At 58.1% G+C, this 24,333-nt stretch carries 17 protein-coding genes and 3 pseudogenes; 6 read left to right on the top strand and 14 right to left on the bottom strand.

The annotated features are described in order from the left end of the window. The first annotated feature begins 193 nt into the window (after nucleotides 1–193). On the top strand, nucleotides 194–1,279 hold the full coding sequence (locus tag BG842_RS15865) for a TrmB family transcriptional regulator (protein WP_069451504.1): 1,086 nt from the start codon (nucleotides 194–196) through the stop codon (nucleotides 1,277–1,279). Between the two features lie 26 nt (nucleotides 1,280–1,305). Here the strand turns inward: BG842_RS15865 and BG842_RS15860 are convergent, their stop codons facing one another. The 10 genes from BG842_RS15860 to BG842_RS15815 all read right to left on the bottom strand — a co-directional run bounded on the left by BG842_RS15860 (nucleotide 1,306) and on the right by BG842_RS15815 (nucleotide 15,361). After that, nucleotides 1,306–3,492, bottom strand: coding sequence for a glycoside hydrolase family 3 N-terminal domain-containing protein (locus BG842_RS15860; RefSeq protein ID WP_069451533.1), 2,187 nt, complete (start codon nucleotides 3,490–3,492; stop codon nucleotides 1,306–1,308). A 17-nt stretch (nucleotides 3,493–3,509) separates the two neighbouring features. Next, entirely contained in the window at nucleotides 3,510–6,218 is a 2,709-nt protein-coding gene (locus tag BG842_RS15855) for a glycosyl hydrolase (RefSeq protein WP_069451503.1), read from the bottom strand. Beyond that, entirely contained in the window at nucleotides 6,211–7,308 is a 1,098-nt protein-coding gene (locus BG842_RS29965) for an ABC transporter ATP-binding protein (protein WP_069451502.1), read from the bottom strand. The genes BG842_RS15855 and BG842_RS29965 overlap by 8 nt, the downstream gene beginning before the upstream one ends. Beyond that, nucleotides 7,305–8,372 (bottom strand): ABC transporter ATP-binding protein, encoded by a 1,068-nt coding sequence (locus tag BG842_RS29960; RefSeq protein WP_175424176.1) that lies wholly within the window; start codon nucleotides 8,370–8,372, stop codon nucleotides 7,305–7,307. Before BG842_RS29960 ends, BG842_RS29965 begins: the two co-directional genes overlap by 4 nt. Further along, nucleotides 8,369–9,484 carry an ABC transporter permease gene (locus tag BG842_RS15840; protein ID WP_069451500.1) on the bottom strand — a complete coding sequence of 372 codons (1,116 nt, stop codon included), beginning with the start codon at nucleotides 9,482–9,484 and terminating at the stop codon, nucleotides 8,369–8,371. The genes BG842_RS29960 and BG842_RS15840 overlap by 4 nt, the downstream gene beginning before the upstream one ends. Continuing rightward, nucleotides 9,481–10,506 carry an ABC transporter permease gene (locus BG842_RS15835; protein WP_069451499.1) on the bottom strand — a complete coding sequence of 342 codons (1,026 nt, stop codon included), beginning with the start codon at nucleotides 10,504–10,506 and terminating at the stop codon, nucleotides 9,481–9,483. Before BG842_RS15835 ends, BG842_RS15840 begins: the two co-directional genes overlap by 4 nt. Before the next feature lie 6 nt (nucleotides 10,507–10,512). Next, entirely contained in the window at nucleotides 10,513–12,324 is a 1,812-nt protein-coding gene (locus BG842_RS15830; RefSeq protein ID WP_069451498.1) for an ABC transporter substrate-binding protein, read from the bottom strand. Between the two features lie 144 nt (nucleotides 12,325–12,468). Continuing rightward, on the bottom strand, nucleotides 12,469–12,663 hold the full coding sequence (locus tag BG842_RS15825; RefSeq protein WP_069451497.1) for a hypothetical protein: 195 nt from the start codon (nucleotides 12,661–12,663) through the stop codon (nucleotides 12,469–12,471). Between the two features lie 316 nt (nucleotides 12,664–12,979). After that, nucleotides 12,980–14,179, bottom strand: coding sequence for a sugar MFS transporter (locus BG842_RS15820; RefSeq protein ID WP_069451496.1), 1,200 nt, complete (start codon nucleotides 14,177–14,179; stop codon nucleotides 12,980–12,982). A gap of 204 nt (nucleotides 14,180–14,383) precedes the next feature. Continuing rightward, the gene (locus BG842_RS15815; RefSeq protein WP_069451495.1) at nucleotides 14,384–15,361 is read right to left on the bottom strand and encodes a transcription initiation factor IIB family protein; all 978 of its coding nucleotides are present in this window, start codon (nucleotides 15,359–15,361) and stop codon (nucleotides 14,384–14,386) included. Nucleotides 15,362–15,777: 416 nt separating this feature from the next. On the opposite strand from BG842_RS15815, the gene BG842_RS29955 reads away from it, so the two are divergent. Beyond that, nucleotides 15,778–15,924, top strand: coding sequence for a hypothetical protein (locus BG842_RS29955; protein ID WP_175424175.1), 147 nt, complete (start codon nucleotides 15,778–15,780; stop codon nucleotides 15,922–15,924). 69 nt (nucleotides 15,925–15,993) lie between these two features. Here BG842_RS29955 and BG842_RS15805 read toward each other — a convergent pair whose 3' ends face one another. Continuing rightward, complete coding sequence (locus BG842_RS15805) at nucleotides 15,994–16,407, bottom strand: cupin domain-containing protein (RefSeq protein ID WP_069451493.1); 414 nt, start codon at nucleotides 16,405–16,407, stop codon at nucleotides 15,994–15,996. 184 nt (nucleotides 16,408–16,591) lie between these two features. Here BG842_RS15805 and BG842_RS15800 point away from each other — a divergent pair, with 184 nt between their 5' ends. Both BG842_RS15800 and BG842_RS15795 read left to right on the top strand, forming a co-directional pair. Then, nucleotides 16,592–17,425 carry a phosphoenolpyruvate hydrolase family protein gene (locus BG842_RS15800; RefSeq protein WP_069451492.1) on the top strand — a complete coding sequence of 278 codons (834 nt, stop codon included), beginning with the start codon at nucleotides 16,592–16,594 and terminating at the stop codon, nucleotides 17,423–17,425. 1 nt (nucleotide 17,426) lies between these two features. Next, the gene (locus tag BG842_RS15795) at nucleotides 17,427–18,647 is read left to right on the top strand and encodes a Tm-1-like ATP-binding domain-containing protein (protein ID WP_069451491.1); all 1,221 of its coding nucleotides are present in this window, start codon (nucleotides 17,427–17,429) and stop codon (nucleotides 18,645–18,647) included. A 122-nt stretch (nucleotides 18,648–18,769) separates the two neighbouring features. Here BG842_RS15795 and BG842_RS15790 read toward each other — a convergent pair. Both BG842_RS15790 and BG842_RS33185 read right to left on the bottom strand, forming a co-directional pair. Further along, nucleotides 18,770–19,036, bottom strand: a pseudogene (locus BG842_RS15790) (Lrp/AsnC family transcriptional regulator); the annotation flags it as partial. A 119-nt stretch (nucleotides 19,037–19,155) separates the two neighbouring features. Then, nucleotides 19,156–19,290, bottom strand: a pseudogene (locus BG842_RS33185) (ester cyclase); the annotation flags it as partial. 666 nt (nucleotides 19,291–19,956) lie between these two features. Between BG842_RS33185 and BG842_RS33180 the strand changes: the two are divergent. Together BG842_RS33180 and BG842_RS27725 are read left to right on the top strand one after the other, a co-directional pair. Beyond that, nucleotides 19,957–20,706 (top strand): annotated as a pseudogene (locus BG842_RS33180) (DEAD/DEAH box helicase); the annotation flags it as partial. 704 nt (nucleotides 20,707–21,410) lie between these two features. Next, nucleotides 21,411–21,848 (top strand): TRAM domain-containing protein, encoded by a 438-nt coding sequence (locus BG842_RS27725; protein WP_083252570.1) that lies wholly within the window; start codon nucleotides 21,411–21,413, stop codon nucleotides 21,846–21,848. Nucleotides 21,849–22,068: 220 nt separating this feature from the next. Here the strand turns inward: BG842_RS27725 and BG842_RS15770 are convergent, their stop codons facing one another. Continuing rightward, nucleotides 22,069–23,655 carry a hypothetical protein gene (locus BG842_RS15770; RefSeq protein ID WP_254663235.1) on the bottom strand — a complete coding sequence of 529 codons (1,587 nt, stop codon included), beginning with the start codon at nucleotides 23,653–23,655 and terminating at the stop codon, nucleotides 22,069–22,071. Nucleotides 23,656–24,333: the final 678 nt, after the last annotated feature.

The following is a 24,333-nucleotide window of genomic DNA, read 5'->3' as shown; positions in this document are numbered from 1 at the left end:
GTGCTGATTTTTGGAAAGCAGAATCGGAAGCAGACAGAGTATGAAAAATTCTGTTGTCGCAATCTGTCTTTTTGGAGTGAAACTACTTTCTGTGACAATACATGATGATGGGAATTTTCACCAGCACGTGCTGCTTTCCATACACGACCGCGCCACATACACATTCAAATAATTGTACCCTCTGTTTCTGGCTATGGACCGTGAGACACTCACCCAGGCACTTGAGTATGCGGATTTGACCTCCTACCAGGCGGATGCCTATCTCACACTACTCGAGATGGGTGTCTCACCGGCTATCGAAATCGGCCGTGAGAGTAGCGTTCCTGTCTCTCAGGTCTACGAAGTCCTCCGTGACCTCGAGTCGAAGGGGTACGTCGAAACGATCGAACGTGAGAAGCTCTATATCCGCCCCTGTGACCCCGACGTGTCGATGACGGATTTGGAGGCCAGAGGCGAACTCCTTCACGATGCTGCCGAAGGGATACGTGAGCGATATCGTCAGCCTGAACGCGTCGATGCTCGAATCGGTGTCACGAAACGCGTGGAGACTGCCGTCGAGAACGCCCAGATACTTATCGACGATGCCGACACTGTCGTTGAAGTCGCGGGAACCTACGAACAACTACAGCAACTCCTTCCGACATTTCAAGCGGCTCGCGACCGCGGCGTTGTCGTCCGTGCTGTCGCCTACGTCCACGATGGACAGACGCCACCGGAGAATTTCGACCCGACCGACGCGCTCTCTGAACTTCGGGTTTGTTCTATCCCCGGACCGTTTCTCGTCGTCATCGACCGCCACCGAACTTGTTTCGCGCCAAATACGCGGTCCGACGAGGCGTATGGCGTCCTCGTCAACGATCGTATTCTCCCGTTCGTCTTTCACTGGTATTACCTCACCTGTCTCTGGAATCCCTATCACCGGGTCTACATCGACGAATCGGAGCAGTTCACCTACGTCACCATCGAAGAGTTCATTCGCGACTGTTATCGGCTGTACGAGGACGGCTACGACCTGCAGGTGGTCGTCGAGGGAGTCGATCTCGGGACGGAGTTAGAGACGACGCTCGAAGGAACCGTGACGGATATCTCGTTTCTCGGTGACGAGCGACAGCCGACGCGACTAACGCTCTCTGACCTCGGGTCGCACGCAACCGTCACGCTCGATACGGGCGAGGAAACCGTCGTCGTCGGTGGCTGGGGTGCCGTCTTCGAGGATGTCGAGTTACGAACGGCCTCATTGGTCGGTCTCCAGACGGGGGAGACGCCGCCCATCGAGTGACCGCTCGAAAAAAGTGTACGGAGTGCTCAGTCGCCGTTGACCGCAACAAGCGACGTCTCCAGCGACTCACACCGAAGCGAAATCGCGCCCGCCTCGAAGCGACTGGTCCCGTCCGGATGGACGACGTCGAAGACGTCAGCCGAGACCTCGAACTCTACGGTCGTCTCCTCGCCTTCGTCGAGCGCGACGCGCTGGAACCCGACGAGTTCCTCGACCGGCGTGACCACCGAGGAGTAATCTCGACCGCCGAACAGTTGGACGACCTCCTCTCCTGCACGACCACCGGTGTTGGCGAGCGTCACCGAGACGCGCACCGAGGAGTCTTCGCGGAGCGTTTCGTTGGCGACCGAGAGGTCACGATACTCGAAGCCGGTATAACTCAGCCCGTGGCCGAACGCGAACAGCGGGTCGTACGACGGCAGGTGTTCGTCGGGGCCGATGGGATACGGGTGCGGGAGGTAGTTGTGACGGACTGGCAGTTGGCCCTCCGAACGCGGAACCGAAATGGGGAGTTTCCCACTGGGGTTGTGCTCGCCGAAAAGCGTCTCGGCGACGGCTTTTCCGCCCTCAGCACCGGGATAGTATGCCTGGAGGATGGCATCGACGTGTTCGGCTGCCCACGAAATCGCGAGCGGGCGGCCGGTGACGAGCACGAGCGCTGTCGGCGTCCCAGTTTCCAAGACGGCTTCGAGCAACTCGCGCTGGGCGTCTGGCAGGGAGAGTTGCGCTCGGTTGGGAAACCGCTCGGTCGGGCCGTTCACGTCCTGCGGGCCGAACTCGTGGAGATACCAGTTTTCGCCGAGGACAACTACGGCTCCGTCGGCGTCCCTAGCGGCGGCGACCGCCGCGTCGATGTCGTCGGGTTCGTCGATACCCGACCCACGCTCGTAGGTCACAGTCGTCCCGGCAGAGACGAATCCTTCGATTCCCTCACGGACGGTCGTGCCGTCGAGTTCGTGCTCCTCCTTGAGGCTCCAGCCACCGACCTGATTGACGAGGCTGTCGGCGTTCGGACCGGTGATGAGTACCTCATCGATATCCGGGTCGAACGGCAAGCAGTCACCGTCGTTCTTCAGAAGCGTCATCGACTTCTGAGCCGCATCGAGGGCGACTCTGCGGTGAGTATCGCTGTTGAGCGTCTCTGCGGACGCTTCGGTGTCGACGAAGGGGTCCTCGAACAGTCCGAGGTCGGACTTGAGTTGGAGGACGCGCCGGACGGACTCGTCAACGGCTGACTCGTCGACTGCACCTGACTCTACGAGCGAGACGAGGTGGTCGATATGGCCGACCTCGCCGAGTGAGTGGACGTCGACGCCGGCGGTGAACGACCGTTCGACGGAGCCCTTCTGGTTTTCGGCGACGCCGTGGTTCTGGTGGAGCATGTTGATGCCGTTCCAGTCGGAAGCGACGTAGCCCTCGAAACCGAGTTCGTCGCGGAGAACCTCCGAGAGCCAGTAGTGAGACCCGTGTGAGGGCTCGCCGTTGATGGAGTTGTAGCTCGGCATGACCCCTTCGACGCCTTCGGAAAGCACCCGCTCGAACGGGGGGAGGAAGTCGCGGTACAGCGATGAGACCGATTTATCAACCGGGGACGCGTCCTCGCCGCGTTCCGGTTCGCCGTAGGCCGGGAAGTGCTTCGCCATGGCGGCGACATCCACTGGTGCGTCGTGGATACCACGGGCTTTCGCCGACGCGAGTTCGCCGGTGAGATACGGTGACTCACCGAAGGTCTCGAACGTCCGTCCCCAACGAGGGTCGCGGGCGACGTCGCAGGTAGGGCCGTAGGTGAGACTCGACCCGGTGGCCGCGACTTCGGTCGCGGTGACGGTTCCGACCTGTTCTGCGAGACCACGGTCACGGGCGGCCGCGATGGCCATATTATGCGGGAATACGGTGGTGTCCTCGACGTAGGCGTGGCCGTGGATGGCATCGACAGGAATGAGAATCGGGATTCCCAGCCGGGTCTCCTCGCGGGCGACTCGTTGGAGTTCGTTTGCGATTTCAACGACTCGCGCTGAGTCTCGATGTGGTGATGCACCATACCCGAACGGGGTGACGAACCCGATACCGTGCTCGCGGACCATCTCTTCGGCGTCGTCGACAGTCCGGGTTTCGTCCATCGTCCCGACGTAGGTGCCGGCGAGTTGGGCGGCCTTCTCATGGAGCGTCATCTCCTCGAGGAGGGTCTCTATATCGTCTTCTATCTGCGTCATCTGTTTTTTCTGAATAGTCATAGCGTTGTAGTTTTGGTGGTCGCGTTGTTCGCGTCGTCGGTCACGGTCAGGGAGACTGACGACGGACTGCTCTTTGACCGAACGTTTGTCGACCCCGAAGCGGAACCGCCGGAGACGGAGATTGTCCGCGTGTCTAGCACTGTGCCAGAACCGTCGAACAGTTCGATGGTCACGGACTGGAGGTCAGCGTCAGCGTCGGAGACAGCCCAGTCGACGGTGGCGTTGTTCCACGCTCCGCTGGAGTAAGCCGTCGCCGACATCGAGTCGATGGTGGGTGCACTCGACCCGTCGGAACCACCTGACCCGGAGTCGCTCCCGCCCGTCGTCGCCAGCGAGTTCGCGGGGACCGAGAGCGACGTTCCGTCCGAGAAGTTCACGGTCGTCTCGGCGTCGCCGGCGTTGTAGGCGATGTAGGTCTTTGCGGTCCCGTCGTCGAAGACGGCGGCGAGCGGCGTGTCGGCCGAGACATTAGCGTCGACTGTACCGAGACCGTCCATCGCCGTCAGCCAGCGGTAGGTGTGGGCCTTCGACTCGCCGAACTCGACGGCGTAACTCGACGCTCTACCCTCGAACAGGCTGAGAGCGTCGACCGGGTCGCTGAACGAGCGGTACATCCAGAGGACGTCGGGCCAGTAGTCGAAGTAGTCGCCACCGTTGGCGGTGACGAGTTCGTCGTAGGTCGACGCCGCGGCTGTGCGATTGCGCCCAAGCGAGAGTGAGTGGCCGCCGACCGGGAGGACGTTGATGCCGTGGATCGCCTCCACGTCGTCGGTCCACCAGGTGTCGTATTTGTAGCCAGCACCCCAGACCATCGCGGCGTAGCTGTAGTCCCACGACGCGGGATGATTTTCCTCGTCGACATCGTACCAGTACTCATCTACGGCCGCCGTCTCGTGGGCAACGAGATATGCCCCGAGGTCACGGAGTTCGGTTTTGTCGGTGTATTCGCCGTAGAGCAGAATAGCGGCATATGCGTTGACGGCTTCCGACGAGGACTCTTGGTTGTTACCGAGGTCGAACCCCGCATTCCCGGAGGCCCACGAGTGACCCGCATAGGGACTGAAGTTGCGTAAGAACGGGTACATCGAATCGGAGTGCGACGGGTTGGCGAAGTCCCGAATGACGTGGTCTACCATCCCTCCCCAGTTGATCCCGTCAGCCCACGTCGGGTCGGTCCGTGCGATTTCAGCGGCCCCCTTGACGTAGTAACCATAGTGGAAATGGTGGTCGTTGAGGTCCGCACCGGAGCCAAAGGAGTCGTTGTAACCGATGAGCGTCCCCCACATATCGTCGTAGTAAAAGACGTCCTCGGAGTCGCTAGCGCCGGAGACAGTTGCGTCGAGCCATGTCTCCAAGTCGTCGCGGAGTGCCGCGAGGAACGAGTCGGCAGCGACTGCGTCCCCGACCTGTTCGGCTATCGGTCGCAACTGGGCGAGCCGCTCGTAGTTCTTCCCCGTCCAGTAGGTGCCGTCGCCCGGAGCGTCCGGCCCGGTGCGAACCAGTGGTGACTCGGCCTCCACGTTATCGACGTAGCCGGCGAGTCGGGTCTGGTCGACACTGCCGACATCGGGCATGTACGGCAATATCGGCGGCAGGTCAAGCACCGACTCGAACGACGTGCCCGTCGTTGTCTGCATCGTTCCACGTGGGGAGACGAATGTGTCGCCGTCCAGTGTGGCGGTGGTGTGTTTGTGCTGGTGGGGGTAGAGTGCGGTGATGGTCCCAGTCGCCGTCGACTCGGCGCGAGCGGTCGTCTCGAACGTGAAGGTCGTCCGCACCTCGCTGGCTGTCTCGTCGTAGGTCCACGAGACGGTCGTCCCGGTGATGGGGTTGTAGGCGTACGACTCGTAGCGCGAGAGCGCCGTTGTCGTCGGTTCCGGAAGGATAGCGACCGTCAGGTAATTGCTCCCGTTGAGAGCACTCGTGAACGTGGCCGACCCGAGACCGCTCCATGTGCCCCCGCTCGGCGCGAAGAGACCGTAGTGGTGGCCGTTAACCGTGAGACCGAGAACGTTTCCGTGGTTGGCCCACACTGTCGGCGTCGACGCGAACGAGAGTTCGGCGTCCGCATCTGCAATCTCAGCGAAGACGAAGGGCGACCCCTGTGTAAGCGTCACGTCGAGTGTGGGGGTGGAAGTGTCACCTGCACCCCAGCGGACGTCGGTGTGCCAGTCACCGTAGCCCGCACACCGCGTGTCGAGAAACGATCCGCCCGTCGTCGACAGTGTGAGGTCGGTCGTGTCGTCCATCTCCGCGATGTTGTCGCGGTTTTTGTCACCCGCGACGTTCGAGAACGTCCACTCGGTGGGGTGTGAGAGGTCGAGCCCCTCGCTCGTCGGCGTCCCAACGAGTGGGTGTGCCCACAGGGGTGAGCCATACTGGTCAAAGAGAATGCTACTCCACCAGTCGTTCGTTGGATACGGCGCAGAGAGGTCGGTCGTGGCGTAGACTTGCTTGGGCGGCGTCTCTTCTCCGGTGGGGAGCGTGGTAGTGTAACTGCCAGCGCCGACGTTGACTACGCCCGAGGTGGCCTGTACGGCTTGGCTTTCGGCGTCATCTGATGGTCGACTGGCTCGCACTCCATTCGTGCGGGTATTGCCCGTGCAGCCGCCGAGTCCGGCGGTCCCGAGCATACAGACCCCGGTGAGGTATCGGCGGCGGGAAAGGATACGGTTCGTGTCGTCCGTCGAGTGTTCGTCAGTCATTCTGCGTCCTCTCGTCAGTTGCGAGTGTTGCTCCGTCGAGCGGGTCACTGTCCCAGTAGGCGGTATCGTTGGTCGAACGGTAGCAGGCGACGTGGTGTCGTCTGTCGACAACTGCTGCTCGCGGTGCGGCAGTGCGACACTGCTCGGTCGCGTTCGGACAGCGGGTGTGGAACCGGCAGCCGGACGGCGGATTCACGGGGTCCGGGATGTCGATATCGCGGACTGGAGGTTCGGTTGCTTCCTCTTCGACGCCGAGTTCCGGCGTCGCCCACTTCAGCACCTTCGTGTAGGGGTGCTGTGGGTTCTGGAGGACCTCGTCAGCGGGACCGAGTTCGACCAGTTCGCCGAGATACATCACTCCGAGCCGGCCGCCGGCGTGTTCGGCGATGTACCGGGCGTTCGAGAGGTCGTGGCTGATGAAGAGGAACGATGTGTCGAACTGCGACTGCAGTTCGAGCATCAGGTCCATCATCTCGACGCGGAGGCTCACGTCGAGCGCACTCACCGCTTCGTCGGCGAGGATGACGTCCGGGTTCATGAGGAGCGCCCGCACGAGGGCGACGCGCTGTTTCTCGCCACCGGAAAGCTGGTGCGGGTAGCGATGGGCGTAATCCTCCGGCGGCGACATCCCGACCCGTTCAATGAAGTGGAGAATACGAGCCTCACGGTCCTCCGGACCGAGTTCGGGTTGCCAGCGTTTCAACGGTGCCGCGAGCGACGACAGGACCGTTCGGTTCGGGTTCAGCGACGCACCGGGGTCCTGATGGATGATCTGAAGTGAGCGTCGAATCTCGTCGAAGGGAATCGATGGATCCGACCGCCATTTTTTTGCCTGCCAGATATCCTGGCCGCGATACTCGATGGTGCCTCCGGTGGGCTGTTGCAGGCCGATCGCGGTCTTCCCGAGCGTCGTCTTCCCACTCCCTGATTCGCCGACGATGGCGACGACGTCGTTGCTGCCGACGTCGAGGCTGACGCCGTCGACGGCCCGAACCGTTGGCCGGTCGGCGAAGGGATTCAGCCCTCCACCGTCTTTCTCGAAGTGGACGTCGACGTCCGAGAGCGAGAGGACCGGTTGATCGGTACTCATCGTTCCACCCCCGTTGAGAGCGGAATCTCCTCGTCGGTCCGGAGCCAGTGATGACAGGCCACCTCGTGGGTAGCCGACACCGCTTCCATCGGTGGCTTCACGTCCGTGCACTCCTCGGTCGCCATCGGACACCGTCCGTGGTAGGGACACCCCGCCGGGACAGCGACCGGGTCGGGTGCCGAACCCGCGATGGGGCGCATCTCGGTGAGCGGTGCGTCGAGATTCGGTGTCGCATTGAGCAGGGCACGGGTGTACGGATGTCGTGGATTACGGACCATCTCCGCCGTGTCTCCGACCTCTGCGAACTCGAATGCGTAGAGTACGCCGATGCGGTCCGCGAGTTTCGTCACGAGTGGGAGGTCGTGCGTGATGAAGACCATCGTGAGGTCGTACTTATCGCGAAGGTCGGACAGCAGGCTGATGATGGAGCGCTGCATGAGCAGGTCCAGTGCTGCCGTCGGTTCGTCCATGACGAGTACTTCCGGTTCGAGCACGAGCGCGAGCGCGATGAGCGCTCGCTGTTTCATTCCACCCGAGAGTTCATGGGGATACGAATCCAGCACGCGTTCGGGGTCGAGATAGAGGTCAGCGAGGAGTTCTTCGGCCCGTTCAATGCCCGTTGGGACGTCGTAGTCGTGGGCATCGAGCGTCTCGACGAAATGCTCGCGGAAGTCCATCGTCGGATTGAACGAACTCATTGCTCCCTGGAACACCATCGAGACGTCCTCCCAGCGGAGGCTCCGTAGCGGACCCTTTTCCAGACCAAGTACGTCGACCGGATTACCTTCGCGTGGGTGGTACGTGATTCGGCCATCGGTTCGGCCGGGATCGACCACCGCGTTCAGGAGCGCCGAAGCGAACATCGACTTGCCAGAGCCACTCTCACCGACGATTCCGATAATCTCGCCGCGACGGATGTCGATGTCGACGTCGTGAAGAACGCGGGAGGTCCCGCGGTCCATGTCGAACGCAACCGAGAGGTTCCGGCATTCGAGGACGATATCCTCGTCACCGGACCCTGTCGCATCAGACACAACAGGGGTTGTCTGCGCTGACTCGTTCATGGGTCACCTCCGACCGGTGCAATCCGCTTTGCCGTCTCGGTGGTTTCCAAGTCATCGGCCCCCAACGTCGTCTCCGCGTGTCGTGCCCTAACACGCGGGTTGAACACGCGGTCCATCCCCTGTGCGAAGAGGATGAGCGCCATCGACAGGAGAACGATAGCAACCATCGGAACGAGAAGCCAGTGAGCAGCGTCCAGCGTGAGCATTCCGCCGTTCGAGTAGGCGAGCTGGAGCATGACGCCCCAGTTAACGACCTCCGAGAACGGGAGCAGACCGAGGAAGTACAGACCGACGGAGGCGAAGATGACCCCACGCATCGCGTTGACCATGTTGATCATCACGAACGGCATGATGTTGGGGACGACTTCTTTCGCCACGATGGTCGGCGTCGACAGTCCCATCGCTCGGGCCGCCTCGACGTATGAGGTCGATCGAATTGTCAGCACCTGTGAGCGAATGGCACGGGCCATGCCGGCCCAGGCCTGCAGTGAGAGAACGAGACCGAGTACGATGGGATTCTTCGGTTCGAGCAGTGCGACGAGGATGAGCAAGAGGGGAAGCCCGGGCAGCGTCATCACGATGTCGACGGCCGTCGAGAGCACCTGGTCGACGCGCCCACCGCTGTAGCCAGCGAGCGCGCCCACGCTCGTTCCGAGGACCGTGACGAACACGCCCGCGCTCGTAATCATCGTGAGCATTCGGGGAGTCGCGTGGACGACTTGCTCTAAGATACCACGACCGACGTTATCGGTGCCGAGCGGCCAGTGGAACACCACCCACGGAACCGAGACGCCGAACAGCGACGTGTTCGCGAGTTCGTACCAGCTTCCACCGATGATGCCGCCTTGGAAGGGGCCGACGAGTAGCGGTGCTTGGCCGACTCGGGGCGCTGCCACGAACGTTGGCCCGACAACGCCCATGAGGACGAAGCCGATGACGAGCGTTGCACCGATACGGGCGCGCACGTCGTTCCAGACGACCCGCATGGGGGCTATGAGCCAGAGGTCGAGTAACCGATGGGTTCGCTCGGTGCGGGTGAGCGATGAATTCGCAACGGTGTCGAATCCGCCGTAGTCATCAGGGAAACTGTTGACCGGGTTCTCACGGCTCATGAGGAATCGCCTCCTGTGGAGACCCGTGGGTCGACGAGTCCGTAGGTCAGATCAGCGATGAATGCACCGAGGACCACCGCGAGCGTGATGAGGACGAATCCACCCATCATCAACGGATAGTCGCGCGACTCGACAGCGGCGACGATGTAGTATCCCAGTCCAGGGTAGGTGAATACCTGTTCGAGGATGGCCGAACCCCCGATGACGCCGCCGAACGCGAGCAAGAGCCCCGTGTACATCGGAAGAATCGCGTTACGGGCCACGTATCGAAGTGCGATTCGGGAATCGGAGAGCCCACGGAGGCGAGCGACACGGAGGTAGTCCTCACCCAGCACTTGGATGCTGTTTCCACGCATCGCAAGTGCAACCCCACCGAAGCCGGTGATGACGACAGCGGCGATGAGCAGGCTAGCATGGTAGACCGCATCAGCGACGAACTGGAAGGTTGCGACCGGCCGTAGGGGGTCGATGATGGGAATGATGTCCGACGAGATGTGACCGCTCGTTGGGAACCAACCCAGCGTGAACCCGAATACGTAGAGGAACAACAGCGCAGTCACGTAGTTCGGCGTCGAGTTGAGCAGAATGCCGATTCCCGTCGTTCCCACGTCGAAGCGGCTCCCCTCCCAGTAGGCCATGAGCGACCCGAGGGCGATACCGGCGACGAACATGAGCAGGATGGCGACCGAGAACGCAAAGACCGTCCACGGCAGTGCCTCGCCTAGAATCTTCGAGACCGGTGCGTTCTGACTGATAGATCGACCGAGGTCGCCATGCAGGATACCCGTGATGTACGAGAAATACTGCTCGTGAAGCGGTTTGGTGAGGTCGATGTTGATATAGTTGGCAACCCGGCGGTTGATCTCCTGCTGGGAGAGGTCCGGGTTGTTACGGATGAGCTGGCCACGAAGCTGGTCAGCAGGGTTTCCCGGCATCAGTCTGACCAGTGCAAACGAGAGCGTCACCACGACGAACGCCGTAAAGAGTGCCTGCCCCGTTCGCTTGACGAAATACTCGTACATGGACGATTACTCCGACTTGGCTGTCAGCTTGCCCTCTCGGGGCAAGTAGTACTGCGGGTAGTCGACGATAGCGTCCTCGTCGTCCTGCGTGACGGTGTTCCAGTCGTCGGTCGTGACCCACGATTGGTCGATCTTCTCCATCAGCGGCGCCATCGGGAGATGTTGGTTGACGACCCACGCGAGTTCCTGGGTCTTCTGTTTCGCCTCCTCACCGGTCAATCCGGCGAGTTCCTGCAATTCGGCTTCGAAGTCGACAGTTCGGGTCTCGCCGTTCGGCTTACCGATCGGCGGTACGTCGGCGGAGCGCGGAAACTTCAGGATGTCCCGCGAGCGGGTGCCGTTGAGCAGCTTGTTGAGCGAGAAATACGGGTAGAGTTTCCCGTCGGCCCAGCCGAGCCCGGCGACGGTATACTTTTGATTGCCGTAGATGTCGTCCCAGTAGGACTGGCTCGGATTGAGCGACGCCTTGATACCGAAGTCGTTCAGATCCTGCACGATGGACTGCCCGCCCGCCGTCCAGTCGTTCCATCCGGCCGGGATCTTGTACGGGAACTTCAGCGTCTTGCCACTGCCGTCGACCCATGTTCCTCCCTGTTTCGAAAAGCCCGCTTCTTTGAGGAGTTTGGCGGCTTTGTTAGTGTTCGTTTCGTAGGCGTTGAACCCCGACAGCGAGTCACCGAGCCACTCCTTGTAACTGCCGTCGAAGTTGCCCGGGAGGCCACACGGTATCTCGACCGGGACGTGCATTTTTTCGCCTGCGGTTTGAGCAAGTTGCTCGCGGTCGATGACGTACTGGATGGCCTGTTTGACTTTCTGCTGGCCGTAGTGTTCGTGCTCGTGGTTGAACATGATGCCCATCCCCCAGTTGGCGGGCATCTGAATCTCGCGAATGTGGTCACCGTAGGACTGGGAGATGTTCTTCGGTGTGAAGATGTTGTCGAGGCCATCGACGCTGTCGGTACTCAGTGCCTGCCACTGCTTCTGATTCGATTGGAGGTAGTCCCACCGAAATTGCTGGAAGTTGATTTTATCCGCGTCGGGATGATCCGCGAACCGTTCCGCGACGAGTTCCTGGTTCCGCGCGTGGACGAACTTGAACGGTCCCGTTCCGTTCGGTTCATTGAGCGTCTTCTCTGCGAGCCCAGGGGCCTCACCATCAGCCTCGTACGCGTCAAGGAACTCCTGGAACTCCGCGCGCGGCGTGTCGAGGGCGATAGGTTTCAACGAGTAGAGGAACACCTCGTTTGCGACGGGTCGTTGGAGTCCAAGTTCGACCGTCAAGTCGTCGACGACGTTGACGTCCTCGGGAGCGACGATGTTGCCGACCGCGGCCCCGTTGTGAATCTCGAGTTTGAGTTTGAACGAGACGTCCTCGGCGGTGACGGCGTCGCCGCTGTGCCAGTGAAATCCATCGCGCACGGAGAGCGTCACTGACTTGTCGGCGATGTCCCACGACTCGAGGACGCCCGGCATGAACTTACTCGTCGCCTCGTTGACGTAGATGAGGTTCTCGAACAGTGCAAGCGCCGCCCGGTCGGGGTACTTCTGGCCGTACGGGTTGAACTGCATGTCCTTTGGGACGTTCGTCGTCGACGTCACGAACGTCCGGTTGGTCATCTCGACCTGTTTCGAATCACCGTCTTTGCCTGTGGCTCCGTCATCGGAGTCCGCGGAATTCTGTCCGTCGTTTGCGGCATCCTTGTTCGACCCCGCACAACCGGCGACGGCGACGGTTCCCGCCGCTCCTACCGATTGGAGGAAGCGTCGGCGCGTGTTTCGTCGGTCTCTCTGTCTGCGGCCCGTGTCTTGGTTGGGCATGGATTGTCAATGCCCCTCCCTATACATATGTATTTTTCATGATAATTATGGTGTAGGAGGTCAATAAATAATTTGGATGACAAATAATACAACCAGTGAGAATGATTTACTGCACCTGCGGGAACGAGTCACGAATCCGTGGAGTCAGGGTTCGAACAGCGTCAATCCGCGGCGAGCCGCGATGATAAGGCCAACGAACGTGATGAAAATAACAGCGAGTGACACCTGTAGAATCGCGTACTCGCTCGTTCCGGTTTGAACGAACTGAAAGGAGATGAGTAAGAGTACCAAGAGTGTGGAGTCGAGTGCGAACAGGATGGAAAGAACGTTCTGACGCATACAGAGTCGCTGAGAGCCACACTAAAGAGTGTTCCGCCGACCAATGCTGGAAAGACTAACTCGATTTCCCCTTTTTCATTCCCAGACTAAACAAATAATTGATAGAATATGAATGAGGCGACAAATCCGGACAAGCCGACCGTTCCGGTGCTACTAACTGTGTAACTATTTTGTTTCCGATTAATCAAACTACTATACTAACTTATTATCAATTTTTATTATACTAGTCTATCTTACATAAGTTAATTAAATTTATATTTTCCGCTAGTCAGCGTTCTAAGGATCGAACGCGATTTCGAGTAGTAGTGATTTTCGGTTACGCATGCACGTGAACGATCTCTCCACTATGCAACCACGCTATGGCGGTGACGACCAGTAAGCCAGTGAGGGGGATGAACAGGAGTCGCATGGTCCAAGCGACACCGATGTCGCCCATAACGAACCCCATCGCCGCGGGAACGCCGGCGATGCCACACGAGGAGACGACGAGACCGATGGCGTTGACTGGGGCACTATGTTCAGGTGTGCTCTCCGTCGCGTACGCCATTAATGTGGGATACAGCCCAGAGAGTGAGAGTCCGAGACAGAAGACGCCGCCCAGTACGGTGAGCCCTGACGCCACTACGAACGTATATACGGCAGAGAGCAAACAAAGGTTTCCCAGGCCAAAGGTCAGTGGAATGTAACCGAACCGCTCTGCAAGCGACCCTGCGACGAACCGCCCGGGAATATAGGCAACCAACAACATGCTCAGTGAGACGGTTACCAGCGACGCGGGGAGCCTCCCTTCGGCGTACGTCGTGAGCCACGTGAATAATCCCCCTTCGACACCAGTCGAGAACAGGATACCGGCTGCCATCACCAGCACCGCAGGATTGCGACTGATTCGACGCAACCCTGCCATCGTCAGTGGGTCATCGCCACCGTCGACGGATGGCTTCGGGAGGTTCCAAATGAGTATGACGACCGGGAGAAACGACGCACCGAGCGCATAGTACGCGAATCGCCAGTTGCCGACCCAGACCGCGGCAGTCACGGCAAGTGGTCCAAGCGTCGCTCCGATGGCCCACATCATATCGTAGTAACCGAACAGCTGACCGCGTCGGTGGGGGTACAAGTGGCTCAATAGTGGTCTATCACTACCACGTCCGATACCTCTGAACGACCCACGAAGGACTAAGGCGACCAGAAAGAACCCAAACGACGGGATGAGCCCCATCACAAAGACGCCAACGCCAGTACCGGCGATTCCGAGCAACAGGAGCGTTCGTGTATCGTACCGGCCAGCGACCGCACCGACGGCGGCGACGAAAACCAAAAATCCGATCGTTCCCGCCGGTGCGACGAGGCCCAGTTGCCATTGAGAGGTACCGAAGTCGTTCCGTAAGATGGGGATAATGGCCCCTCGCATCTGCAACGTGGCCCCTTCGAGCGCGATAAATGCGAAAATCGCTAGTGTCCACCAGCAACGGCTGTTGAATTCCAGTCTCGTCTCGTCGTCGCCGACCGTTTCCATATGCTGGGCAGAACGCATCGCCGGAAATATATTGTGTCGCGTAGGGCGTGATTTTCGAGCATTTCATGCAAAAAATCGCCACACAAACAGGCGTCGAAACGGTGGTAGGGCTCCAAACGGTTCGAACCTTCTCGACTCAAACAGATCGTCCACGACATTGCTTTGCTATCGGACCAACGAATCGGGACGCGAGCAGAAAATGCTCTACCGTGCTCCGTCCTCGTACACGTCCAAAAGCTCGGTATATCGTTTCCTGATGGTCACCGGGGCAACGTGGGCAACCGTCCCGACCGCCTCCTGTGTTACCGATTCGTTGCTGAGCGTTGCGGCCGCGTACACTGCTGCAGCCGCGAGTGCGACTGGACTCTTTCCGCAATGTATGTTGTGACACTTTGCGGCAGCAAGTAGGCCACGAGCCTGCCGCTCTGATTCGTCGCTCAAATCGAGTTCGGAGGCGAAACGTGGAACGAATTGCGTCGGATCGGTCGGTGCGATTCCGATCTTTAGCTCGCTGGTGAGATAGCGATACGCTCGTTGAATTCGGCGGCGCTCAACTCGACTAACGCCTGCAAAATCATCGAGACTTAGTGGGACACCCCCCTGTCGGGCCGCGGCATAGAGGCTCGCGGTTGCCATCCCCTCGATCGATCGTCCAGGGAGCAAGTCGTCTTCGAGCGCACGTCGATAAATCACGCTAGCAGTTTCGGTATCTGCTTTCGCGATATCGAGGGCTGCTGCCATTCGGGATATCTCCCCCAGTGCGTGCTTGAGATTCCGTTCTTGATTCGATTTTGAGCGGTACCGTTCGTCCCATGTACGAAGCCGCTCCATTTTCCGCCGCTTTCGACTCGCGAGAGTATTCCCGTACGCATCCACGTTCTGCCGGCTAATCGTTGCACTCAATCCCTTATCGTGGAGTTGATGCGTCATGGGCGCACCAACGCGACTGCGTTGCTGGTTCTCCTCGGTAGAAAACGAACGCCACTCAGGACCGCGGTCGATGCGGCTATCGGAGACGACCAGTCCACAGTCATCACAGACTATCTCGACCGCATCGTCCGAGACCGAGATCTGTGCTTCACATTCAGGGCATTCGTGAGTGCCGATATCGACGCTCTGTTTTCCACGAGTTACGTGATCCGGTTCAGTTTGCGGGTCAGGGGATCGTGTTCGTTGTTCCATTGTACGAGTCCTTTCGCATCTTCGGCCTCTCTGTGACTGTGATTGGCATACACAATAGTTGGGTCGATGTTTTTCACAAAGTAGGAATGAGGTCGGTAGACCAGGAAAACCACTACTCACGAACGGCCTGGCATCGTATCGAGAATTGCTGGCTCATGCGCCGGGCAATATTGTCGTTGTTCATCGGCGTTTGGACGGGTGGAATCATCTAAAGCGGGAACATCGCCATCGCGCAGACGTTCGATTGGATAGTCTCCTCCACCGGCAAGAGTACATTCAGCGCGAAAACCCTCTTCTTTACGCTCCTGTTGGGAGCTGGAATCGCGCTCATCTGGCGGTTGGGTAGCACACTGGCCATTACGTGGTTCGCTACCCGGCGAATCGACTCCTATCGAAAAGTCGGCGTCGCGGGGTAGTTGCTCGGCATCCTCTGGAACTTCGACTACGCCAACAACGTCATTGTCGGCAGTTCGCTAAAGAACATCGCCGACGAGAAGCGCATGTCCCGCGAAACGTTGGCGTACATCCTCGACCCGACGGTTGTTAATCGATTCCCTAAGTAGTGGTGCCCAAGCGACCGTTCTCGATGCTCCCGTTTGAGGGGTGAAAACGGCAGCGGGCAAACGAGAGTGTTAGCTGTCCCGACTTGGTATCTCTCCAGCAGGCACGATTTCGCATTCCGGGAGAGCAGCTAAGACATCTTCTGGACCGGGTGGTGAGTATACTGCCAGTAATTGGAGCGGTTGCCAACCGGTGTTAATCGTTCCGTGCTCGGTTCCAGCAGGAATGAATATCATTTCGCCAGGTCCGACCTCGCGCGTTTCGTCCTCGATCGTCTGTTCTCCTTCCCCGCTGATGACGTATAGTATTTCATCGCTATCTGGATGCGTATGTAACTCGTGGCCTTTTCCGGGCGCGAGTTGGACGGCACCGGCGCTGAATCGCTCGGAGCCGTTGATGTCGGGTGTGGCCATCCATTTGAGCGTTCCCCAATCGAACAACTGTGTCGGTACGTCTTTGCTGCTAACGAAGTTCTCGTCTGTCATTGTCCCACGAACCTCTCGGCGTACACAATCATAATTGTATCGTGGGACCGGACGGAAAGCAGGCTGACGGACCCACCGGCGCGACGAGTCGGGAAGAACTGCGACTGCGGAGTAACTCTTACCGAATCAGTATCACTCGGTTGTGAATATTGATTAGGCTTCTCGCTGTAGATGCGCGCGGCATATGAAATTCACACGTGAGGAGTCGCTCGCGCGGCTCGAAAAAACGATAGCCAACGGCGAACCTATCATCGGAGCCGGTGCGGGAACCGGTATTTCGGCGAAGTTCGCTGAGCGAGGCGGCGTCGATATGCTCATCATCTACAACTCGGGACGGTATCGGATGAACGGCCGAGGCTCCCTCGCTGGACTGCTTCCGTACGGCGACGCCAATAAAATCGTCGTGGAGATGGGCCACGAGGTCCTGCCGGTCGTCGAGGACACACCAGTCCTTGCAGGAGTCAACGGAACCGACCCGTTCCGTCAAATGGACGTCTTTATTGAAGATCTGAAGCGTCGTGGGTTCTCGGGCGTCCAAAACTTCCCGACGGTCGGGCTTATCGACGAGGGAAGTCAATTCCGGCAGAACATAGAGGAAACGGGGATGGGCTACGACAAGGAGGTAGACATGATCCAGGAGGCGGCCGAACAGGACATACTGACCTGTCCGTACGTGTTCACCGAAGAGCAAGCTCGCGAGATGACCGAGGTGGGTGCCGACGTCATCGTGTCGCACATGGGACTCACCACCTCCGGCGATATCGGCGCGGAGACGGCGCTGGATCTGGACGATGCCGCGGAACGTGTTCAAGCCCATCACGATGCTGCAAAAGCGGTCAACGACGATGTCATGGTCATCTGTCACGGCGGTCCGATAGCGTGGCCGGACGACGCCGAGTACGTGCTCAACAATACGGAAGGCGTCGTCGGCTTCTTCGGTGCATCGAGTCTCGAACGCTTGCCGACAGAAGAAGCGATTCAGAACCAAGCCCGAGACTTCAAAGAGATCGAGTTCTAGCATGGCAGTCGTACTCATCGGGACGCTGGACACGAAAGGGGAGGAACTGGAGTTCGCCCGAGAAATCATCGAAGCCCACGATATCGACGTTCACCTGATCGACGCTGGGGTGATGAACGACCCCGACATCGAACCGGAGACGTCGGCACACGATGTTGCCGAGGCGGGTGGTACCAGTCTCGAACGACTTCGGGAGGGGGCCGACCGTGGGGACGCCATCGAGACGATGGGCGACGGCGCTGCTACCATCGCATCTCGGCTTCACGACGAGGGCGTTCTCGAAGGTATCGTGGGACTCGGCGGGTCAGGCAACACCTCTATCGCAACCACAGCGATGCGCGCACTGCCCGTCGGGGTTCCGAAACTGATGGTCTCGACGATGGCCTCCGGCGACACGGAACCGTACGTCGGCGCGAAAGACGTGATGATGCTGTACTCGGTCGCCGACATCGAAGGGCTCAATCAGCTCTCCCGCCGCGTCATCTCCAACGCAGCGCTCGCGATGGTCGGTATGGTCGCCAACGAGCCGGACATCACGGTCAGTGAAAAACCGACAGTCGCCATCACGATGTTCGGGGTGACGACTCCTTGCGTGCATGCGGCACGCGAGTATCTGGAATCGAAGGGGTACGAGACGATAGTCTTCCACGCGACCGGAACCGGTGGCCGCGCGATGGAGCAGCTCGTCAGACAGGGCGTCGTCGACGGCGTGCTCGACGTTACGACAACCGAATGGGCCGACGAACTCGTCGGCGGTGTTCTGAGTGCTGGGGAAACACGGCTTGATGCGGCCGCGGAGATGGAAATTCCACAAGTCGTCTCGCCGGGTGCGCTCGATATGGTCAACTTCGGTCCGCGGGATTCCGTGCCGGAGACGTTCGAGGGGCGGACGTTCCACATTCACAATCCACAGGTGACGTTGATGCGAACGACACCCGAGGAGAACGCCGAGCTCGGCGAAATCATCGCGAAGAAACTGAACGCGTCCACGGGGCCGACTGCGCTGTTTCTCCCGCTTGGTGGTGTTTCGCTCATCGACGTTGAGGGAGAAGATTTCCACGACTCGGAGGCGGATTCGAAGTTGTTCAACGCCCTGCGGGAACACCTCGACGAGAACGTGGAGTTGGTCGAAGTCGATGCCGCGATCAACGACGAGGAGTTCGCGACGACAATCGCCGAAAAGCTCGACGAGTATCTGCGCGCGACCGATGGTGGTCAATAACGGTCATCGGTCGACAACAGAGTTTCTCTCTTCAATCGTTTGTTCTCAACGCCTGTGGAGACTGCGCTCCCTCACCCCACCGATGCTCCTCGTGCACGGGTGAGAGGACGGCTCGTTCATTTAATATTGGAGATAAGGTCACCACGCTCGGCTATCGAAGCAGTACAGTAGAGCAACATTTGGAGCGGATACCCCAATTTCTGATGATCGACGCTAGCACTGTATCCTTTGATTACGCCATTGGATTCGAGACGCTGGACGCGCTTGCGGACGGTACTCTCTGAGGTACCGGTTCGCTCTGTGATGCCTCCAAAAGGCATGTTTCGGACATCTTCTTGTAATGCATACAGAATTGCTCTGTCGATATCGTCGATCTCCTCTTCAGCCATATTCGTGTATCCGCGACAAAGGTTGCCTTTGTATGTTACTCGGGGATCTCACCTGTTCTAACAATAAATCAGGACATTGGTGACTCTGTGACGCCGAGTTGTTGAAGCATTCCTGACATCTAGGGTTGCACCCATCGCTCAACAATTTCTCCATTTTCGATTCGAGTGAACACCATATTTGGAACCTCGAATGACTTGTCAGTTGATTCGATTCCCATGAACTCGCCGTCGTGAGTCCCGCGAAGCGTCACGCGCGCGGTTCAAGCAGCCCCTGTGTCAGAGGGACCAAACATACAGTGTCTCAGTGTAGTTCCGTACCGGAGAATGGAACCACAGTCGAATGTATGGCGGTTGGAGTGCAAGCGAAGGTGTGTTTCCACAGAGACCGGTCGAAGGTTGCCTTCCTCATGTAGCTCGAGTTTTTCGCGGTGCAACTCGCGGCCGGTGAGCGTGTTTAGCTGAATCGCAGGCGCTGTATCCCTCTCCTGTTCGCGTCATTCAGCGCTCCCTGCGAAAGAGGGCTTAGCGCCTGCAATTCAGTTAAGGGGACTCGTTTGTCACTTATTTTCAGAATGTGGTCTAAAATATTTCAGATAGGAACCCGTCAGCAGTTTATAAATGCGTCTGGTGTATCGGCTCACATTCCCTGCCGAGGAGATCGCCCTCATCAGTCCCTATCTCCGTGAGTCGGATTCATATCTCGAATTCGTCACTCTCAGCGAGCCCTCTGCTGAACTCTTTCCCATTTTTGGGCATACGGTCCTAACCGCGAATTGCTCGTCGATCGCCTCGCTACTGACCGAGTAGTAACAGAGATTTCTCAACTCGCTCGGTGATTTCTCACTGGAATTGCTCCGTCACGTCGCCCAGTATGCCGAGGAACTGGCTGAGTATCGCGAGCATGAAAAGCGGCTGAACGAGCAAGAAAGTACGACCGGTTCCTGTCGCTGACGAACAACTGTATTGAGATCGATCCCGACTAGGTTCATGCCGCCTATGAGATCCTGAACTCCTATAATCATCGCTACATAATCGGCGACGAGATCGGGCTTGGGAAGACCATCGAGGCCGGTATCGTCACCGAAGAACTACATCGCCCGCGGTCGTGCCCAGCGGGTTCTCATCGTCGCACCAGCGCCGCTCACCGTCCAGTGGCAGCAAGAGCCGTGTGAGATGTACGACCGGAATTTTGTCATCTACGACCGTGAGACTGTCGAAACCTATCGTCGGTCCCATCCGAATCAGAACTCTGGGAGCAAGAAGACTCCATCATCACTTCCATCGACTGTGCCAAACAGACGAACGACGATCCTGAGTCGGACAGAGTTTCAGTCCTCGATGCACTCGACAATCTCGACGTGGAGTGGGACCTTGCTGTGTTCGATGAGGCTCACCACCTGGCTGACCGCCGCGGAAGCGACGACTCTATCGAACGCACGCAGCGCTACACGGTCACAGAAGCGGTGGCGGAGAACTCCGACGCACTACTGCTACTCACAAGGACGCCCCACAAGGGGAAGTCCGGCCAGCCCTACTTCCTCGTGAGTCTACTCAACCCGTATCGCTTCGGCCATGAGTCGCAAATCCACCCCGACGGGCTTGACAATCGGATGATCCGCCGATTGAAGGACGACATGTACGAAACAGACGGGATACGTATGTTCCCGGACTGTACGCGGCGTGTTGGAACGCCGCGGGAATATATTCAAGTAGTCATATAAGTGGCCTATCGATGGCGGATTGCATCTTTTCGGGACGCAAAGCAAGCTAAACTGCAGCCATGTGACGGCTCCGTCGTTCGATCTTGATTTCTCCCGTCTGCGAGCGCGATGAAAGATCGTTAGTAGATACGTCTCCAACTCACCGGTAAATCGAGACATTCCCCGCACGATTATCTTTGCCGTTACCCGACCCCACCACGGTAGCTTCAACGAGATGATCATCCGACCAACTAATCAACAGTAATTATCGAATGACGAATCGATTGAACAAGCAGAAATTGGCGCTATCGATAAATGAAATAGTTCACGTCAGCGGATTGATTGACATTCTCATCTCGGCGAGCGTCCCCACAGTTTCGGAAGGCGGATTCGATGCGCACCTTTTTTGACTGTAGTTCATGGTGGCCTTGTGGACTCACCACATATGTCGGGATGTAGTGATAAACGTCACTGTGATCAGTAACCAATCATAACCTGCAGAACACCGACCAAACTGGTTATCACCGGTCCAGGGACTTGAGAGAGAATAAAGAAGAGCTAATTGGACGATACCGGATTTAGTCAAACCGAGGTGGCTTATCGACTCGTATTGTCGTCTCTAGCGATAGACACAAACACAGATTCTTATATTCTCGGGATAATGAAACGGACAGATGGAGATACCCGACGAACTACGCTGTGTTTTCAGCGGCAAAATTGAAGCAGAGGATGGGTCATACACGCTTACTGTGCCGACCCGTGAAGTTGTGGATGGAGACATCCAACCAGATGCCGCATACCGCGTGGGTATTCTGAAACATCCGTCATCAGCGGATAGTACAGAACCAGAGACAGCACCCTCGACACACCAGGAACAGAATCACAATCGACAGTCGAGCCATTCGGCGGCCCCAGTCGAAGAGGGCGACCACCGAACAGTCGATATCGATGGTGTCGGCGAGAAAGGCGATGGCATCGCCCGCATCGATAATGGCTACGTGATCATCGTACCCGACACAGAGAAACGCGACCGAGTCACCGTCGAAATCACCAACGTCACTCCTAACGTCGCCTTCGCCGAGGTCGTCGAACATAAAGCCTACTACGAGTAATTCACCCGAATTTATTCTTCAAATCCGTACGGAATCGAACGTGAGAGACGGAATTCAACGGAGGGGATAGAGGCGTACCTCTGCGACCATGGGTTCGACATCGAACGGTTAAGCGAACGTTCGAACGAGTAATATATCCGTGGTTTTCGCTCACGAAGTGAACGGCTGAAACAGCAGAGAAGAACAGAGAGTTTGAAGCGTCAGACCAGGATTACAGGGATCAACAGCGGTCGTCCTGGTCGTCCCCAGTGTCACCACCGGAGTCACCGCCGGAATCTCCACCGGAATCTCCGCCAGAGTCACCACCGGAATCTCCGCCGGAATCTCCACCGGAATCTCCGCCAGAGTCACCGCCGGAATCTCCACCGGAATCTCCGCCAGAGTCACCGCCGGAATCTCCACCGGAATCTCCGCCAGAGTCACCGCCGGAATCTCCACCGGAATCTCCGCCAGAGTCTCCACCGGAATCTCCGCCAGAGTCTCCGCCGGAGTTGCCGTCGTCCTCGTCGCCGCCGTCGTACTCCCAGCTGTTGTTGCTGCCTTCGTACCCGTCCGGACTGCTGTCGTCGATGCCGTTCTCTATGTGGGAGTCCGTGACGGTGACTCCTTCGGCGTCACTCGTGATGCGAAGTGCCTCGTTCCCGCTACGTGCGAGTGCGGAGACGCTTTCTATCATCGTTCCGCTACCGGCCTCCACAAGCGCGTTTTCTTCGGAGACGTAATCGCCTTCGTAGATCACGACGTTGTTCCCTGTGTTCGTCAGCGCCCGTCGGCCCGCTTCACCGCCGTGGTGGACTTTCAGATTGCGGAACTCGCTATCGTCACGGTTGTTCTGGATAGCACTCCGGGTACCCTTGGTCGCTGCGTTCCCGCTGACGGTGACGTTTTCGAGGGAAACTGGCTGTTCACCCTCCTTGATTTTGATAGCCTCCGAACCCCCCGCCTCGTGATCGACGGTCGTTCGCTTGATACTCGTTCGACCCGAAGATTCCTGAATGAAAATTGCATTCGTTGTGCCATCGGTTCGAGCCGTGATAGTGGAGTCGACAACCGTTACGTCGTCCGCATCGCTCGTGACCCAAATTGCGGGACTATTATCGATGCTCGTCCGTATGTCGACGTTCCGTGCGACGATGTTGGCGCCTCCCTCCACGCGGAGACCACGCTGGGCGATACCGCTGTCGCTCTCTTTGTCAATGATGATAGTGGCGTCCTCGATGTAACTGTCCTTGCCACCGATACGGACGTTCGAACTCAGACTGTTCTGGAAGTGACCACCTTCGACATGGATAGCACCGGACCCGTTGGCGGCGTACAACCCGTTGTCCGGGAAGCCTCCGAGTACACAGTCGCGAAACGTTATCTTTCCCTTGTTCGCTTCGTTGCAGAGGATACCGGTCGGTCCACGCCACAGGGAATCGCTCGGTGTGTTCCCTTCCCACGCGCCGCCGTCAGGTGCCTCGAACCGTTCGACGAGACCGCTACCGTCCGAGTTGTGCACGACGGCTCGGAGCGGGCCCCACGTTCCACTGTCGTGTTTGCCCTCGATCTCGATATCGCGGATGGTCAACCCGTCGGTTACCTCGGCCTCAATGACACGGATTCCCGTGTTGTCCGCCGTTTGGTCGACGGTGAACCCCTCGATTCGCAGATCTGTTCCGGGATCGTAGTCGACGCCCATTCGGAAGAGTCGGTAGTTTCCGTCGCCGCCGTCGTCGAAGTCGTGGTAGTTCGCCGGGACGAGTGTCGCGTTGTTGCCGACCACCCCGAAGTTTGTAAAGCCAGTAAAGCGGAACTGCGAATCCATATAATACTCCCCTTCTGGGAAGTAAAGGAGCGTATTGTCGTCCGCATTGTTTTCGAGTACTGGTGTGATAGATTCGTTCCCACCGTTGTCCGCTCCGGCCTCCGTCACATCAATTACGTTGTCGTACTGATCATTGTAATCTGATAGGGATGAAGAGGCAGTCCCCATGATTGCAGACGATGCTATGATTGATCCGGTTAGTTTAAGATAGGTTCTACGACTTGCGATACTTCGATTTTGCCTGTCTGACACCATCAAAAGTGCAGTCTCACTACCCTATATTAATTATCTGGTGCTTATTTCCGTTTCTCTCGATTTTCGTGAGTTTAGAACGTTATGAACGGTATAAACGGTATTTTCGTCATCATTTTTCCTAAGAGTAAAAAATACCTAGTGTCATTTAAATATCATCTCTGAAAAAGGTAATTCGTGGGAGCAATTAGTATTGATGCACAACGAGTCTATCCTCCGACCGTAGTGGGTCGATGGGGCTGAGCGACAGGGGAGTCTAACACGAACGGCCAAAGAAACCCGAATTTTGGACGTCCCGAATTGACGCAGCTATACACGAATCAACGACAGTCGATCGTCGCTAAATATGTCTGGCAGCGCCAGTAGGACTCGATAGATTCCATCCATTTCCGATTCGGATTTTCGAAACACTACCCCTCGGGAGAG

The sequence above is a fragment of the Haladaptatus sp. W1 genome (assembly GCF_001723155.1).
GTDB lineage: Archaea > Halobacteriota > Halobacteria > Halobacteriales > Haladaptataceae > Haladaptatus > Haladaptatus paucihalophilus.
The sequence above is the reverse complement of the archived record's forward strand: the minus strand, read 5'-3'. Positions and strand labels throughout refer to the sequence as shown.